The sequence below is a fragment of the Streptomyces sp. NPDC032822 genome (assembly GCF_055578825.1).
Window position 1 is genome coordinate 79,608 of sequence record NZ_JBVIOL010000002.1, and the last position, 13,975, is coordinate 93,582.

Annotated in this window: 13 protein-coding genes; 6 read left to right on the top strand and 7 right to left on the bottom strand. The window is 71.7% G+C overall.

Translation table 11 applies throughout. The annotated features are described in order from the left end of the window. Nucleotide 1: 1 nt before the first annotated feature. Together ACZ5VD_RS06035 and ACZ5VD_RS06040 are read right to left on the bottom strand one after the other, a co-directional pair. Nucleotides 2-859: a hypothetical protein gene (locus ACZ5VD_RS06035; protein WP_468681053.1), complete on the bottom strand. Its 858-nt coding sequence runs from the start codon at nucleotides 857-859 to the stop codon at nucleotides 2-4. A gap of 86 nt (nucleotides 860-945) precedes the next feature. After that, on the bottom strand, nucleotides 946-1,929 hold the full coding sequence (locus ACZ5VD_RS06040; RefSeq protein ID WP_468681055.1) for a GlxA family transcriptional regulator: 984 nt from the start codon (nucleotides 1,927-1,929) through the stop codon (nucleotides 946-948). A 71-nt stretch (nucleotides 1,930-2,000) separates the two neighbouring features. Between ACZ5VD_RS06040 and ACZ5VD_RS06045 the strand changes: the two genes are divergently transcribed. After that, nucleotides 2,001-2,951, top strand: coding sequence for an NADP-dependent oxidoreductase (locus ACZ5VD_RS06045; RefSeq protein WP_468681057.1), 951 nt, complete (start codon nucleotides 2,001-2,003; stop codon nucleotides 2,949-2,951). Nucleotides 2,952-2,960: 9 nt separating this feature from the next. Here the strand turns inward: ACZ5VD_RS06045 and ACZ5VD_RS06050 are convergent, their stop codons facing one another. Continuing rightward, nucleotides 2,961-4,067 carry an NAD(P)-dependent alcohol dehydrogenase gene (locus tag ACZ5VD_RS06050; protein WP_468681059.1) on the bottom strand — a complete coding sequence of 369 codons (1,107 nt, stop codon included), beginning with the start codon at nucleotides 4,065-4,067 and terminating at the stop codon, nucleotides 2,961-2,963. 50 nt (nucleotides 4,068-4,117) lie between these two features. Next, the gene (locus ACZ5VD_RS06055) at nucleotides 4,118-5,572 is read right to left on the bottom strand and encodes an aldehyde dehydrogenase family protein (RefSeq protein WP_468554166.1); all 1,455 of its coding nucleotides are present in this window, start codon (nucleotides 5,570-5,572) and stop codon (nucleotides 4,118-4,120) included. Between the two features lie 112 nt (nucleotides 5,573-5,684). Between ACZ5VD_RS06055 and ACZ5VD_RS06060 the strand changes: the two genes are divergently transcribed. Both ACZ5VD_RS06060 and ACZ5VD_RS06065 read left to right on the top strand, forming a co-directional pair. Continuing rightward, nucleotides 5,685-6,122 carry a MarR family winged helix-turn-helix transcriptional regulator gene (locus ACZ5VD_RS06060; RefSeq protein WP_468554165.1) on the top strand — a complete coding sequence of 146 codons (438 nt, stop codon included), beginning with the start codon at nucleotides 5,685-5,687 and terminating at the stop codon, nucleotides 6,120-6,122. Nucleotides 6,123-6,276: 154 nt separating this feature from the next. Beyond that, nucleotides 6,277-6,663: an anti-sigma factor antagonist gene (locus tag ACZ5VD_RS06065; RefSeq protein ID WP_468554164.1), complete on the top strand. Its 387-nt coding sequence runs from the start codon at nucleotides 6,277-6,279 to the stop codon at nucleotides 6,661-6,663. A gap of 18 nt (nucleotides 6,664-6,681) precedes the next feature. Here the strand turns inward: ACZ5VD_RS06065 and tuf are convergent, their stop codons facing one another. Further along, complete coding sequence (gene tuf / locus ACZ5VD_RS06070; RefSeq protein WP_468681060.1) at nucleotides 6,682-7,875, bottom strand: elongation factor Tu; 1,194 nt, start codon at nucleotides 7,873-7,875, stop codon at nucleotides 6,682-6,684. A gap of 77 nt (nucleotides 7,876-7,952) precedes the next feature. Further along, complete coding sequence (locus ACZ5VD_RS06075; RefSeq protein ID WP_468554162.1) at nucleotides 7,953-8,906, bottom strand: ribose-phosphate diphosphokinase; 954 nt, start codon at nucleotides 8,904-8,906, stop codon at nucleotides 7,953-7,955. A gap of 200 nt (nucleotides 8,907-9,106) precedes the next feature. Here ACZ5VD_RS06075 and otr(A) point away from each other — a divergent pair, with 200 nt between their 5' ends. After that, the gene (otr(A), locus tag ACZ5VD_RS06080; RefSeq protein WP_468681062.1) at nucleotides 9,107-10,966 is read left to right on the top strand and encodes a tetracycline resistance ribosomal protection protein Otr(A); all 1,860 of its coding nucleotides are present in this window, start codon (nucleotides 9,107-9,109) and stop codon (nucleotides 10,964-10,966) included. 40 nt (nucleotides 10,967-11,006) lie between these two features. On the opposite strand, the gene ACZ5VD_RS06085 is transcribed toward otr(A), so the two are convergent. Then, entirely contained in the window at nucleotides 11,007-12,224 is a 1,218-nt protein-coding gene (locus ACZ5VD_RS06085; protein ID WP_468681065.1) for a cytochrome P450, read from the bottom strand. 145 nt (nucleotides 12,225-12,369) lie between these two features. On the opposite strand from ACZ5VD_RS06085, the gene ACZ5VD_RS06090 reads away from it, so the two are divergent. Together ACZ5VD_RS06090 and ACZ5VD_RS06095 are read left to right on the top strand one after the other, a co-directional pair. Beyond that, nucleotides 12,370-13,032, top strand: coding sequence for a DUF4230 domain-containing protein (locus tag ACZ5VD_RS06090; RefSeq protein ID WP_468681067.1), 663 nt, complete (start codon nucleotides 12,370-12,372; stop codon nucleotides 13,030-13,032). Between the two features lie 346 nt (nucleotides 13,033-13,378). Then, entirely contained in the window at nucleotides 13,379-13,816 is a 438-nt protein-coding gene (locus ACZ5VD_RS06095; protein ID WP_468681653.1) for a VanZ family protein, read from the top strand. Nucleotides 13,817-13,975: the final 159 nt, after the last annotated feature.

The window sequence follows — 13,975 nt, forward strand, 5'->3', positions numbered from 1 at the left end:
GTCACATGCAGCCGATCCGCTGTTTCGTCCCGGGCCAGGCCTCCACACCGTCGGGGGTGCGGACGTAGGCGACGGACCGGTCGCCGGTGAGCCACAACTCCCTTTCACCCAGGCGGTATCCGGTGTCCCGGGCGTCGTCGGGCATGCGGACGTCCCCGTCGTACGGGGTGGTCAGCAACTCGGTCTCGAACACCGACTCGGGATCGCGGACGTACTGCCGTTCGTCCTCGCCCCGGCCCGTGTCGAGGAAGTGCGCGCTCTGCCAGTCGCAGTGTTCCGGGCCGGTGCCGCTGCTCAGGGTGGTGGTCGCGACCCGCTTCCCGGACCGGTCGGTCCAGACCTCGATCTCCATGGAGTCCGTGAAGCTCGCCGGGAGTTCGGCCGGATCGCAGGAGGCGTTGGTCTCCGGGCCCCAGCCGGGCCGGTCCTTCTGGTCCCTGGCGACGACGACCGCGACCTTGGTCCGGCCGTCCACGTCGTAGGAGAAGAGGACCCGGTCGCCCCGCGCGCTCTCCAGGCGGTAGCCGGAACGGGGTAGCTCCGGCTGCTCGATGTCGAAGTACAGCTTCAGCCCCTCCTCGGGGGTCGACCCGCCTTCGCTGCCGTGCCACGTCTCGCCCTGGCCGCCCGCGTAGACCTCCCCGTCGCACTCCAGCGCCCGCCCCGCCGCACCCGACTCGACGAGGGCGGCTTCCTCACCGTCCTCGTCGAGGTCCCGCGTGGGCACGTACAGCGGCCCGCCGTAGGGCGTCGCCGGTGCCGTGCCCGCCACGACCGGGTCCGCCTCCACGCCCGTACCGCATCCCGCGGCCCCCACGGCCCCCAGCATCACCAGCGCCGCCATCAGCCGTCCGCGCATTCCCGCCCCCGTTTCCCCGACCGCCGCCCCGCTCCCGGGTCCCGCTCCTCCGACGCGGCACCGGCCCGGAACGTTCGGCGCAACGGTCAGCGGGCCGCGGCCTGTTGGAACGTCCGCCGGTACGCCTGCGGCGAGACCCCGATGGAGGCGTGCAGATGCTGGCGCAGCGAGGCGCCCGTGGCGAAGCCGACCCGGCCCGCGATCTGGTCCACGGACAGGTCGCTGGCCTCCAGCAGATGCCGGGCGCGGGCCAGTCGCTGCTGGATCAGCCAGCGGCCGGGGCTGAGGCCGACCTCCTCGTTGAAGCGGCGGGCGAAGGTGCGCAGGCTCATCCGGGCGTGGTCGGCGAGGTCGGTCAGAGTGAGGGGATCGCCGAGGTGTTCCAGGGCCCAGGTGCGGGTCGCGGCGGTGCCGGCGGCGCCCTGTTCGGGGACCGGCTGCTCGATGTACTGGGCCTGGCCGCCGTCCCGGAACGGGGGGACCACACAGCTCCGGGCCACCTTGTTGGCCAGTTCGCTGCCGTGGTCCCGGCGGATCAGGTGGAGGCAGACGTCGACTCCGGAGGCGGCTCCGGCCGAGGTGAGGATCCGGCCGTCGTCGACGAAGAGCACGTCCGGGTCGAGGTCGATCGCCGGGAACATGCGGCGGAACCGGTCGGCGAGGTGCCAGTGGGTGGTGGCCCGGCGGCCGTCCAGCATGCCGGCCGCCGCGAGGACGAACGCGCCGGTGCAGATGGAGACGATCCGGGCGTCGGGGCGGAGGTGCGCGAGGGCGGCCCCGACCTCGTCCGGGAGGACGGCGCAGACCCGGGAGGGCGCGACGGGCGCGATGACCACCGTGTCGGCCGTGGCGAGGAGTTCGGGGCCGTGTTCGACACCGATGGTGAAGTCCGCGTTGCTCTGGACCGGTCGGCCGTCGACCGTGCAGGTCAGCACCTCGTACCGGCCGTCGGCGGCGCCGAGGATCCGGCTGGGGATACCCAACTCGAAGGGGTACACACCGTCGAGGGCCAGTACCACGACCCGCTCCGCGCGCTGCTGAGTCCGCTCGTCTTGCTCCCCGTCACGCATGGCACGATCCTATCGAAGGTTGGCCATCATGCCATTTCCCGGGCGGGCGGCTCCCGGCAGGCTGTTCCACCATGAGCACTGTGAACACCATGCGAGCCATCAGCCAGAACACCCTCGGCGGTCCCGAGGTTCTCGAAGAGGTCGAGGTGGAGCGCCCGGAGCCGGGCCCCAACCAGGTGCTGGTCAGGGTCCGCGCCGCCGGCCTCAACCCCACCGACTGGAAGCACCGGGCGACCGGCGGCTTCCTGGGCCGACCGCCCTTCGTGCTCGGCTGGGACGTCTCCGGCACGGTCGAGGCGGTCGGCATCGGCGTCGCCACGTTCGTGCCGGGTGACGAGGTCTTCGGCATGCTGCCGTACCCCTACGGTCACGGGGCGCACGCCGAGTACGTCATCGCCCCGGTCCGCGCCCTCACCCACAAGCCCGCCGCCATCGACCACACACAGGCGGGCGCGCTGCCGCTGGTCTCCCTCACCGCCTGGCAGGCCCTGGTCGAGAACGCGGACCTCCGGCCCGGTCAGCGGGTGCTGGTCCACGCGGCGGCCGGCGGGGTCGGGCACGTGGCGGTGCAGATCGCCAAGGCGCGGGGCGCGTATGTGATCGGCACGGCGAGCGCGGGCAAGCACGACTTCCTGCGCGGGATCGGCGTGGACGAGGCGATCGACTACCGGGAGATCGACTTCACCGAGGCCGTGAAGGACGTCGACGTCGTCCTGGACACGCTCGGCGGCGAGACCACCGTGAAGTCGCTGCGCGTGCTGCGGCCGGGCGGGCTCGTGGTGTCGATCCTGCCGGTCGGGTCGGACGACCTCTACGCGGAGGCCGAGCGGCTCGGCGTACGGGCGCTGAGGATGCTCGTCGACGCCGACCGGGCCGGGATGCGGGCGATCGTGGACCTCGTGGAGCAGGGGAAGCTGAGGGCCACGATCGCGGGCACCTTCCCGCTGGCCGGTGCCGCCGAGGCGCACGCGCTGGGCGACACCGGCCGGACCACGGGAAAGCTGGTGCTCACGGTCGACTGATCCGGCGGATCAGAAGGTGAGCACGGGCTTGATCGCCTTGCCCGCGCCCATGTCCCGCACCGCCCGGTCGATGTCGCCGAACTCGTAGGTGCTGATCAGGCGGTGCAGCGGGAGCCGTCCCTCCTTGACCAGCCGGACCAGGGCCGGGATGAAGGTCTGGGTCTCGGCGTCACCGAGGGTGAGGCCGACGACCCGCTTGCCGCCGAGCAGCCCGTTGACGTCCAGGGCGACCTCGGTGCCGAAGGGCGGCGCGCCGACGACGACCAGGGTGCCGCGGGCGGCGAGCGCGTCGACGCCCCGGCGCAGCACGGCGACGCTGCCGGTGGTCTCCACGATGCCGTCCGCGCCCTGCCCGCCGGTGATCTCCGCGAGTGCCTCGCCGAGGTCGGCCGCGCTCGCGTCGACGGTGTGGGTGGCACCCAACTCCGTTGCCAGCGCCAGGCGTTCGGGGACCCGGTCGACGGCGACGATCGTGCCGGCCGGGGTGAGGGCGGCGGCCATGACCGCGGAGAGACCGACGGCTCCGGCGCCGAGGACGACGACCGTGGAGCCGTTGACCGGCTTCAGGACGTTCCACACGGCGCCGACGCCGGTCTGGACACCGCAGCCCAGCGGGGCGATCGACTCCAGCGGTACGTCCGGGTCGACCTTGACCAGGCTGCGCTCGTCCACCAGGGCCCGCTCGGCGAAGGAGGACTGGCCGAAGAAGTGTCCGCCGAGCGGCTCTCCGTCCCGGCTGATGGTGCTGCTGCCGTCGGCCCGGCGACCGCCGAGCAGGTTCAGTGGCAGCCAGGTCGCGCAGTACGCGGGGTGGCCGCCGCGGCAGTTGCGGCAGTCGCCGCAGGAGGTGAAGGACAGCACGACGTGGTCGCCGGGCTCGACGCCGGTGACGTCCGCGCCGACCGCCTCCACGACACCGGCGCCCTCGTGGCCCAGTACGCCGGGCAGCGGGAAGGGCAGAGCGCCGCTCGCCACCCCGAGGTCGGTGTGACACAGGCCGGTGGCGACGATGCGGACCAGCGCCTCGCGCGGGCCCGGTTCGTCGAGTTGGACGTCGCAGAGGGTGAAGGGCGCGCCGCCGGACTCGACGACGGCGGCTCGGGTGGTGATGGACATCGTGGGAACTCCCTGAGGACGCGTTCGATCGGGCGAGGGGGCGGACAGGCTCAGTCGAGCGAGACGACGACGGACTTGACCCTGGTGTACGAGGCGAGCCCCTCGGGCCCGTACTCGCGGCCGAAGCCGGAGTCCTTGACCCCTCCGAAGGGGACGGCCGGGTCGAGCATCGCCCAGTCGTTGACCCAGACGATGCCCGCCTGGAGCCGGTCGGCGATGCGGTGGGCGCGGGCGAGGTTCGCCGTCTGGACACCCGACGCCAGGCCGTACGGCGTGGAGTTGGCGAGTTCGATCGCCTCGTCCTCGGAGTCGAAGGGCTGCACGGTGAGGACGGGGCCGAAGATCTCCTCCTGGACGACCCGGGAGTCGTTCGGCAGGTCGGCGATCACGGTGGGCTTGTAGTAGTAGCCGCCGTCGAGTTCGAGGCGTTCACCGCCGCAGACGATGCGACCGCCCTCCTTGCGGGCCAGGTCGACGTACTCCTCGACCTTCTTGAGGTGCCGCTCCCCCGCCATCGGGCCCACGACGGTCTCGGGCAGCCGGGGGTCACCGAGCGGCACCCCGGGTACGGCCTCGGCGAGGATGTTGAGCAGGGTGCTGTACACCGGACGGGACACGAGCAGCCGCGGGCCGCCCATGCAGAACTGTCCGCTGTTGAAGACGAAGCCCTTGATGACGGCGCCGACCGCCTTCTCCAGGTCGGCGTCCTCGAAGACGATGTGGGCCGCGTTGCCGCCGAGTTCCATGGTCACGGGCTTGAGGTTCTCGCCGGCGACGCTCGCGGCGTGCCGGCCGACGGCGGTGGAGCCGGTGAAGGCGATCTTGTCGATGCCGCTGTGCCGGATCAGCGCCTCGCCGGCCACGGGTCCGGAGCCGGTGACGACGTTGACCACGCCGTCCGGGACGCCCGCCTCCTGCAGCAGCCGGGCCATGTAGAGGGCGCTGAGCGGGGTCTCGTCGGCCGGCTTGTGGACCACCGTGTTCCCGGCCGCCAGCGCCGGGGCGATCTTGGAGCCGGAGAGGATCAGCGGGAAGTTGAACGGGGTGATCGCGGCGACCACGCCGAGCGGTTCGCGCCGGGTGTACGCCAGCGCGTTCATGGGGGTGTCGCGGGTCGCGCCGTCCAGGCCGTAGGCGAGGGCGGCGTAGTGCTCGTAGTCGTTGGCCGCGTTCGTCACGTCGACGGCCTGGCACAGGGTGATCGGCTTGCCGACGTCCAGGCTCTCCAGTGCGGCCAGCTCGTCGGCGTTCTCGCGGATCAGCTGGGCGACCCGGTGCAGGATCCGGCCCCGCTCACGGCCGCTCATGCCCGACCAGTGGCCGTCGTCGAAGGCCTCGCGGGCGGCGCGTACGGCCGCGTCCACGTCGGCCGCGCCGGCCTCCGCGACGGTGGTGACGACCGCGCCCCGGGACGGGTCGACCACCTCGGTGCGCGCGCCGTCGGCGGCTTCCCGCCACTGCCCTGCGATGAAGAGCCGTCCGGGTTGGGTCTCGATGGTGGTCATCACCACTCCTCAGCCTCATTGCCAAGATCGCCAAGATTTCAACCAACAGGATTCCTGTTGGTTGGCAGTCTCATTACGGACAGGTTTCCTGTCAATGGTCTACGCTCGACTCATGGTCGGCACCCAGACAACCAAGGCACCTCCGTCTCTTCTCTACATGGTGAAGCAGGTCGAGCTGATCGTGCGCTCCCACCTGGACGAGCTGGTCAGACCGTCCGGGATCACCGCACTGCAGTACACGGCCCTCACCGTCCTGGAACGGCACGACGGACTGTCCGCCGCCCAGTTGGCCCGCGACTCGTTCGTCACCGCCCAGTCCATCGCCGACCTCGTACGCTCGCTGGAGAACCGCGAGCTGATCCGCCGCGAGCGCAACCCGCAGAGCCGCCGCGAACTGCTGATCCTGCTCACCGACACCGGCCGCGAACTGCTCGCACGGCACGCCGGAGCGGTGCGGGAGCTGGAGGAGCGGATGGTGCGGGACCTCACCGCGCACCAGGCCGAGCAACTCCGTCAGGCCCTCTCCAAGGCCTGGCACGCCCTGTCGTGAACCCAGGCTCCACCACGTGGTGAACTCGGGCGTCGCGATTCGACGACATATGTCAATCGAACATGCTCAAATTCACTCCATCGGGGGGTAACTTGCAGGGCGGGGGCGGGAATTGCGCGCCCCCCTGCCGCTTGAGGAGCCGGTTGGAGGCGATGTGGTCGTGCAGCAGGAACCTGCACCGCTCACCCGGCATCTGCGCGTCCGCCAGGAGCGGGGACACACGGTCCTGGAGTTCCGCGGGGAGATCGACATCGCCGCCGCGATGGAGATCATCCCGTGTCTGGACCGGGTGACCGGGCAGCCCGACGCCCGCGTGGTCCTCGATCTCAGCGACGTCGAGTTCTTCGACTGCTCCGGACTGCGCCTGCTGTACCGCGCCCGCAGCCGGGTGCTGGAGCACGGCGGCCGGCTGCACCTGGTCTGCACGCATCCGCTCACCCTGCGCGTCCTGCGGGTGACCGGCCTCACCCGGCTGCTGCCGCCGATGCCGACCCTGGACGCCGCCCTGGGCCAGCCCGAGGCCACGTCCGGCTCGGTGTGAACGCCCCGGCGGCGCCCGCTACTTGACGATCTTCGTGACCTGACCGGCGCCGACCGTCCGGCCGCCCTCGCGGATGGCGAACTTCAGCCCCTCCTCCATGGCGATGGGCTGGATCAGCTCGACGTGCATGGTCGTGTTGTCGCCCGGCATGACCATCTCGTTGCCCCGGGGCAGGGTGACCACCCCGGTCACGTCGGTGGTGCGGAAGTAGAACTGCGGGCGGTAGTTGTCGAAGAACGGCGTGTGCCGGCCGCCCTCGTCCTTGGACAGGATGTACGCCCGCGCCTCGAAGACCTTGTGCGGGGTGACCGAGCCCGGCTGGATGACGACCTGTCCGCGCTCCACGTCCTCCCGCTTCACCCCGCGCAGCAGCAGACCGACGTTCTCGCCCGCCCGGCCCTCGTCGAGGAGCTTGCGGAACATCTCGATACCGGTGACCGTCGTCCGCGTCTTCTGCTCGTGGATGCCGATGATCTCGACCTCCTTGTGGACGTGCAGCGTGCCGCGCTCGATCCGGCCGGTGACGACGGTGCCGCGGCCGGTGATGGTGAAGACGTCCTCGATCGGCATCAGGAAGGGCCGGTCGACGTCCCGTACCGGCTCCGGCACGAACTCGTCGACCGCGGCGAGGAGTTCCAGCACCGAGGCGCTCCACTCGGCGTCGCCCTCAAGGGCCCTGAGCGCGGAGACCTTCACCACCGGGAGGTCGTCGCCCGGGAACTCGTACTCGGTCAGCAGCTCGCGCACCTCCAGTTCCACCAGCTCCAGGATCTCCTCGTCGTCGACCATGTCCGTCTTGTTGAGAGCCACCACGATGTACGGCACTCCCACCTGCCGGGCCAGCAGCACATGCTCCTTGGTCTGCGGCATCGGCCCGTCGGTGGCCGCGACGACCAGGATCGCGCCGTCCATCTGGGCGGCGCCGGTGATCATGTTCTTGATGTAGTCCGCGTGCCCGGGGCAGTCGACGTGCGCATAGTGCCGGCGCTCCGTCTGGTACTCGACGTGGGCGATCGAGATGGTGATCCCGCGCTGCCGTTCCTCCGGCGCCTTGTCGATCTGGTCGAACGGGGTGTACGGGTTGAGGTCGGGGAACCGGTCGTGCAGCACCCTGGTGATGGCTGCCGTGAGGGTGGTCTTGCCGTGGTCGATGTGACCGATGGTGCCGATGTTCACGTGCGGCTTCGTCCGCTGGAACTTCGCCTTCGCCACTACGAGCCCTCCTGAGCATCCGGTGATGCCGAGCCGTGCCGCGCCGGGCTGCCGCGCCCGCGGCGCCCCCTTCCTGTCTATTCGGTCCGCGGCGCGTCGAACAGGGCGCTGACGGACTCACCGTTGTGAATGCGCCGTACGGCCTCGGCGAGCGCCGGGGCCACGGTCAGGACCCGCAGCTTGTCGGTGCGCTCGTCGTCGGCGACCGGCACGGTGTTGGTGCACACGATCTCCAGTACGTCGCTCTGCTCGCCGATCCGCTTGAGCGCGCCGTCCGCGAACAGACCGTGCGTGCAGGCGACCCGGATCGAACGCGGACCTAACTCCCGCAGCCGGTCCAGGAGTTCCAGGACCGTGCTGCCCTTGGCGATCTCGTCGTCGAGCACGATGACGTCCCGTCCGGCGACCTCACCGATGACGGAGTTGATGCTGACCCGGTCGTCCGCGAAGCGCTGTTTGGCGCCGGCGGCGACCTGCGCGCCGATCAGCCGGGCGAAGGCCGCGGCCTCCTTGGCGTTGCCGAGGTCCGGGGAGACGACGGTGGTGCGGGAGAGGTCGTACTGCCGGAAGTGGGCGGCGAGTTCACGCAGTGCGTGCAGGTGGTCGACCGGGACCGAGAAGAAGCCGTGCACCTGCGGCGAGTGGAGGGTCATCGCCAGGACGCGGCTCGCGCCGGCCGCCACCATCAGGTCGGCGACGAGCCGACCGCCCAGCGAGATACGGGGGGCGTCCTTCTTGTCGGAGCGGGCGTAGGAGTAGTGCGGCATGACGACGTTGATCCGCCCGGCGGACGCGCCACGCGCCGCGTCGCACATCATCAGCAGCTCCACCAGGTGTTCCTGGACCGGCCTGACCAGCGGCTGGATGAGGAAGACATCCCGTTCCCGGCAGTTCGCCTGGAGCTGTACCTCCAGGCAGTCGTTCGCGAACCGGCTCACCCTGGTGGGGCTGAGCGGCACTTCGAGATGCGCGCAGACCTCCCGGGCGAGCTCGGGGTGGGCACTCCCGCTGAACACGGCGATGTCTCGCACGTTCCGCTCCTCGCATGATCATTCCGGCTGGCGGGGCCATGCTACGGGCCCGGAGAAATCCGGTTGCGGACCGTCCACGGGGGCGGGTGATGATGGGCGCGTCCGTGTTTCCCCCCACGTCAGGATCCCCCGCATGCGCCGACACCTCGACAACCCCCAGCGCCCCCAACGGACGACGGTTATCGAGGACACGACCCCGTATGCACACCCTGAACATCGGAATTCTGGCCCACGTCGACGCCGGTAAGACCAGCCTCACCGAGCGGCTGCTCTTCGACCACGGCGTCATCGACCGGCTCGGCAGCGTCGACGCCGGTGACACCCGGACGGACGACGGGACGATCGAGCGCAGGCGCGGCATCACCATCCGCTCCGCCGTCGCCGGGTTCACCGTCGGCGACACCCGCGTCAACCTGATCGACACCCCGGGCCACTCGGACTTCGTCGCCGAGGTCGAACGCGCCCTGGAGGTCCTGGACGGCGCGGTCCTGCTGCTGTCCGCCGTGGAGGGCGTGCAGGCGCGGACCCGTGTCCTGATGAGGACGCTGCGGCGGCTACGGCTGCCCACCCTGGTCTTCGTCAACAAGATCGACCGGGCGGGCGCCCGCTCGGACGCCCTGCTCGCCGACATCCGGCGCCGGCTGACCCCGCACGCGGCCCCGCTCACCACCGTCACGGATCTCGGCACGCCCCGCGCCCGGACCCTGCCCCTCCCGGTCGGCCGGCCCCTGGCCGAGGCCCTCGCCGAGGTCGACCCGGACATCCTGGCGGCGCTCGTGGACGGCCCCGAACCGACCCCGGAGCAGGTGCGCGCCGCCCTGACCGCGCGCACCGCCGACGGCTCCTTCCACCCGGTCTACTTCGGCTCGGCCCTCGGCGGCCAGGGCATCTCCGCACTCGTCGAGGGCGTGACCCGGCTGATCCCGCCCGCGCCCACGGCGGACCACCCCGAACCACGCGGCACGGTGTTCGCCGTACGACCCGGCCCCGGCGGCGAACGGACCGCCTATCTGCGGCTCTACGACGGCCTCGTCACCCGGCGCCGGCGCCTCACGTTCCTGCGGCGCGAGGCGGACGGCCGGACCACCGAGGTCACCGGACGCGCGATCCGGCTCGACGTGGTCGGCGGGGCGGAGCAGCTCACCGCCGGGAACATCGCGGCCCTCACCGGTGTCGCCGGCATCCGGGTGGGTGACCGGCTCGGCGACCTCGGAGAGCGTTCCCCGCAGTTCGCGCCGCCGACGCTGGAGACCCTCGTACGGGCCCGCCGCCCCGGCCAGGCGGCAGCGCTGCGCTCCGCCCTGCTCGCCCTCGCCGACCAGGACCCGCTGATGCACGCCCGTCCGGCGGCGGCCGGAGCCACCTCTCTGCTCCTGTACGGCGAGGTCCAGATGGAGGTCCTCACGGCGACCCTCGCCGAGGACTTCGGGATCGAGGCCGACTTCACACCGGGCCGGGTGCGGTTCCTGGAGCGGCCGGCCGGCGTCCGCGAGGCGGTGGACGAGCTGCCGTGGCACGACCGGACCCGCTACTGGGCGACGATCGGGCTCCGCGTGGCGCCGGGGCCGGCCGGCTCCGGCGGGGTGTTCTCGTACGAGACGGAGCTCGGCGCGCTCCCCCGTGCCTTCCACCAGGCCGTCGAGGAGACGGTCCACGCCACCCTGGCCACCGGCCTGTCCGGCGCGCCCGTCACGGACTACCGGGTCACGCTGATCCGGTCCGGTTTCTGCGCCCCGATCAGCACGGCCGCCGACTTCAGGGGGCTCACGCCGATCGTGCTGCGCAGGGCCCTGGAGCGGGCGGGGACCCGGCTGTACGAGCCGTTCCACGCCTTCGAGGCGGAGGTCCCGCTGGACGCGTTGGCGCCGGTCACGGCCCATCTGGCCGCTCTCGGTGCCGAGTTCACGGGCACCACGGGCGGGTCCACGGCGTGGCTGATCGCCGGGGAGCTGGCGGCCCGGCGGGTGCGCGAGGCGGAGCTGCGACTGCCCGGGCTGACGCGCGGCGAGGGGGTGTGGTGGTCGCGGCCCTCGGGCGACCGTGCGCTCAAGCCGCGCTGACGCCGGTTCCGCCACCGGTCTCCTCCGCCGACCCCGGCTCCTACCAGGACACCGGCAGTCGGCGTGGGCCGCGGGTCAGCTGTCCCTCCCGCCACTCGATGGTCTCGGGGGTGAACTCGGCCCGCAGGTCCGGGAAGCGGGCGGCCAGGCGGTGCAGGGCGAGGCCCAGTTCCAGTCGGGCCAGCCAGGCGCCCAGGCAGTGGTGGGGGCCGGCGCCGAAGACCATGCCGGGGGCGGACGGCGGGGCGAAGAGGCCGGGCGGGCCGGTGGGGCCGAGAGGACCCGGCTCATCCGGCGGGAACACGTCGGGGTCGCGGTTGGCGGAGTTGATCTGGACGGCGACCACGCTGCCCGCCGGGATGGTCACTCCGCCGATCTCGACGTCCTCGACGGCCCGGCGGATCAGACCGGGCAGCACCCTGCCCTCGCTGAGCGGGACCGTCCGCAGCAGGTGCTCGACCGCGGTCGCCGCCGCCTCCTCGTCCCGGGCCAGCCCCGGCCAGGCCGCGTGCCCGTCGGTGAGGAGGTGGACGAGGATGTTGCCGAGGGCCGTCATGGTGGTCTCGTGCCCGGCCACGACCAGTCCCAGGACCAGCGTGACCAGTTGACGTTCGTCGATCCCGAGGCCGTCGCCCGCCACCACCAGAGCGCTCACCAGGTCCTCGCCGGGATCCTTCCGCCGCTCGACGACGAGACCCGCGGCGAAGATCCCGAACTCGCGCATGGCCAGGGCGACTTCCTCGGCGGTGTGCGCCCCGCCGGACAGGGCGTGGTCGGCCCAGTGCCGGATGCGTTCCCAGTCCGCGTCGGCCAGCCCCATCAGCCGGGAGACGACCGCGACGGGCAGGGCACGCGTGAAGCCCTCGACGAGGTCCGCCGGCCGGGGCCGGTCCGCGAACTCGTCGAGGAGGGACTCCACCACCGAGGCCACCCAGGGCCGCCAGCGGGTGATCGCCCGGGGCGTGAACGCCCGCTGGACCGTACCTCGCAGCCGCTGGTGGGCGGGGCCGTCCTGGTTGAGGAGACCGTCCGGGGAGTCGAGCAGGTTCGGCACGAGGAGCAGCGGCGGAGCGTCCGCGGCCTTGAGCGAACGCCGGTCGAAGCGCGGGTCCATGAGGACCTGGCGGGCCTCGGCGTAGCGGGTCACGACCCAGACCGGGGTGCCGGTGGCGAGAGTGCCCGGACGGGGCGGGCCGGGCTCCGGGAAGGCGATGCGGTGCATGGGGCGAAGCGTCGGAGAGGTACTGTCTGCGCTCATCCGGGTCTCCCGTGCGCGCCGTCGGATGGGGTTTCCTCACGCTAGTGCGCCGCCCTTGCTTCCGTCAGCGGGGTCAATCGGCCAACGAAGCGGTCTGCCGCGCCCATTGGTGGGAATTCGAACAGTAGGAAGGAGGGCCGTCGCCATGACGACTCCCATCAGGCGCGTGTCCACACGCATGCCCGGCTGGTCGAAGGTGGTGAGCGCCGTCGTACTGGTGCTCGTCGTGTTCTTCGCGGGAATCCAGCTCAGCGTGCTGCCGGGTCTCAAGGACCTGTTCGGCACGGAGACACACGACCGTTCGGGCCCCGCACTGCTCCAGTCCATCCAGGACATCAGCCGTTACGACGCCGCCTCCGGCAATTTCCAGGTCGTCGTGGACCTGGAGAAGGACACCAAGTACCTGCCCGACGCGATCCGCGGCTCCCGCACCCTGTACGTCGGGGCGGGCGCCGTCGACGCCTACGTCGATCTCGGCAAGGTCGGCAAGAACGACGTGACGGTCAACGAGGACCGCACGTCCGCCACGCTGCTGTTGCCGCACGCCCGGCTCGGCAAGGCGGCGCTCGACGCCGACCGCTCCTACGCCGTCTCCAAGCAGCGCGGTCTCCTCGATCGCCTGGGCGACCTGTTCTCGGACAACCCCAACGGTGAACAGGCCGTGCAGAAGCTCGCGGTACGGCACATCAACGAGGCGGCGAAGGAGAGCGAGCTGACCAAGCGGGCCGAGACCAACACCACGAACATGCTGAAGGGCCTACTGGGTTCACTCGGCTTCGAGAAGGTGGAGGTCAAGTACGGCAGCTGACCGCGAGAAACCGGACGCGGGGATCCCGCACGGCGGCATTCTCCGCCGGTTCGCGGGTAACCGGCCTAGCACACAGGGATGTTGAAGACCGGAGGACCAACGCATGGCCCGTGCCGCCCCACGTCCGCGTTCCGCCCCACGCCTGCGCTTCGCCAGGCCCGACAAGACCGAGAAGGCAGCGAGGGCCGGAAAAGCGGAACAGACCGAGAAGGCAGAGAAGGGCGGCAAGAACGGCAGAGCCGCCCAGAACGGCAAGGCCGCCGACACCACCAAGGCATCGAAGAACGGCAGAACCACCGGCCGGGGAGGACGCGCGTCGCGGTCGTCCCGGCACGACCGGCGGCCCCTGCCGTTCCCGCTCCGCCTGCTGGCGACCCTGTGCGCCTTCGCGGTGATGGTGGCGTTCGCCGTCGTCCTGGCCCGGCTGACCCTGGAGCCCTCCCCCGCCTCCGTGGAGCTGACGCACACCAACATGCGTCCGGGGGACTCTCTGCGGGCCTATCTGGATCAGCCCGCGCTGCGGGACGCCGTGAAGCAGATCGGCGGGAACCTGCTGCTGGGCGTGCCGTTCGGCGTCCTGGTGCCGGTGGTCGCCCCGCGGACCCGGGGGATCCTCCGGGTGCTGCTGCTGACCGCGACGGTGATGCTTCTGGTCGAGTTCGCCCAGGGCGCGCTGATCACCGGCCGCGCCTTCGACATCGACGACGTCATCCTCAACACGACCGGGGCGCTGGTGGGTTACCTCCTGCTGGGGCGGCGCATGAGCCGGGCCGTGCACAGCTGAGGGCCGGGGGGCGGGGGGGGGGGGGGGGGGGGGGGGGGGGGGGGGAGGAAAAAAGGGGGGGGGGGGGGGGGGAGGGGGGAGGGGGGAGGGGGAGGGGGAACACGGTTTGCCCGCCCCCCCGCAAGCTAGGCAGCAACGCGCGCTCCCCACCCCCGGCGC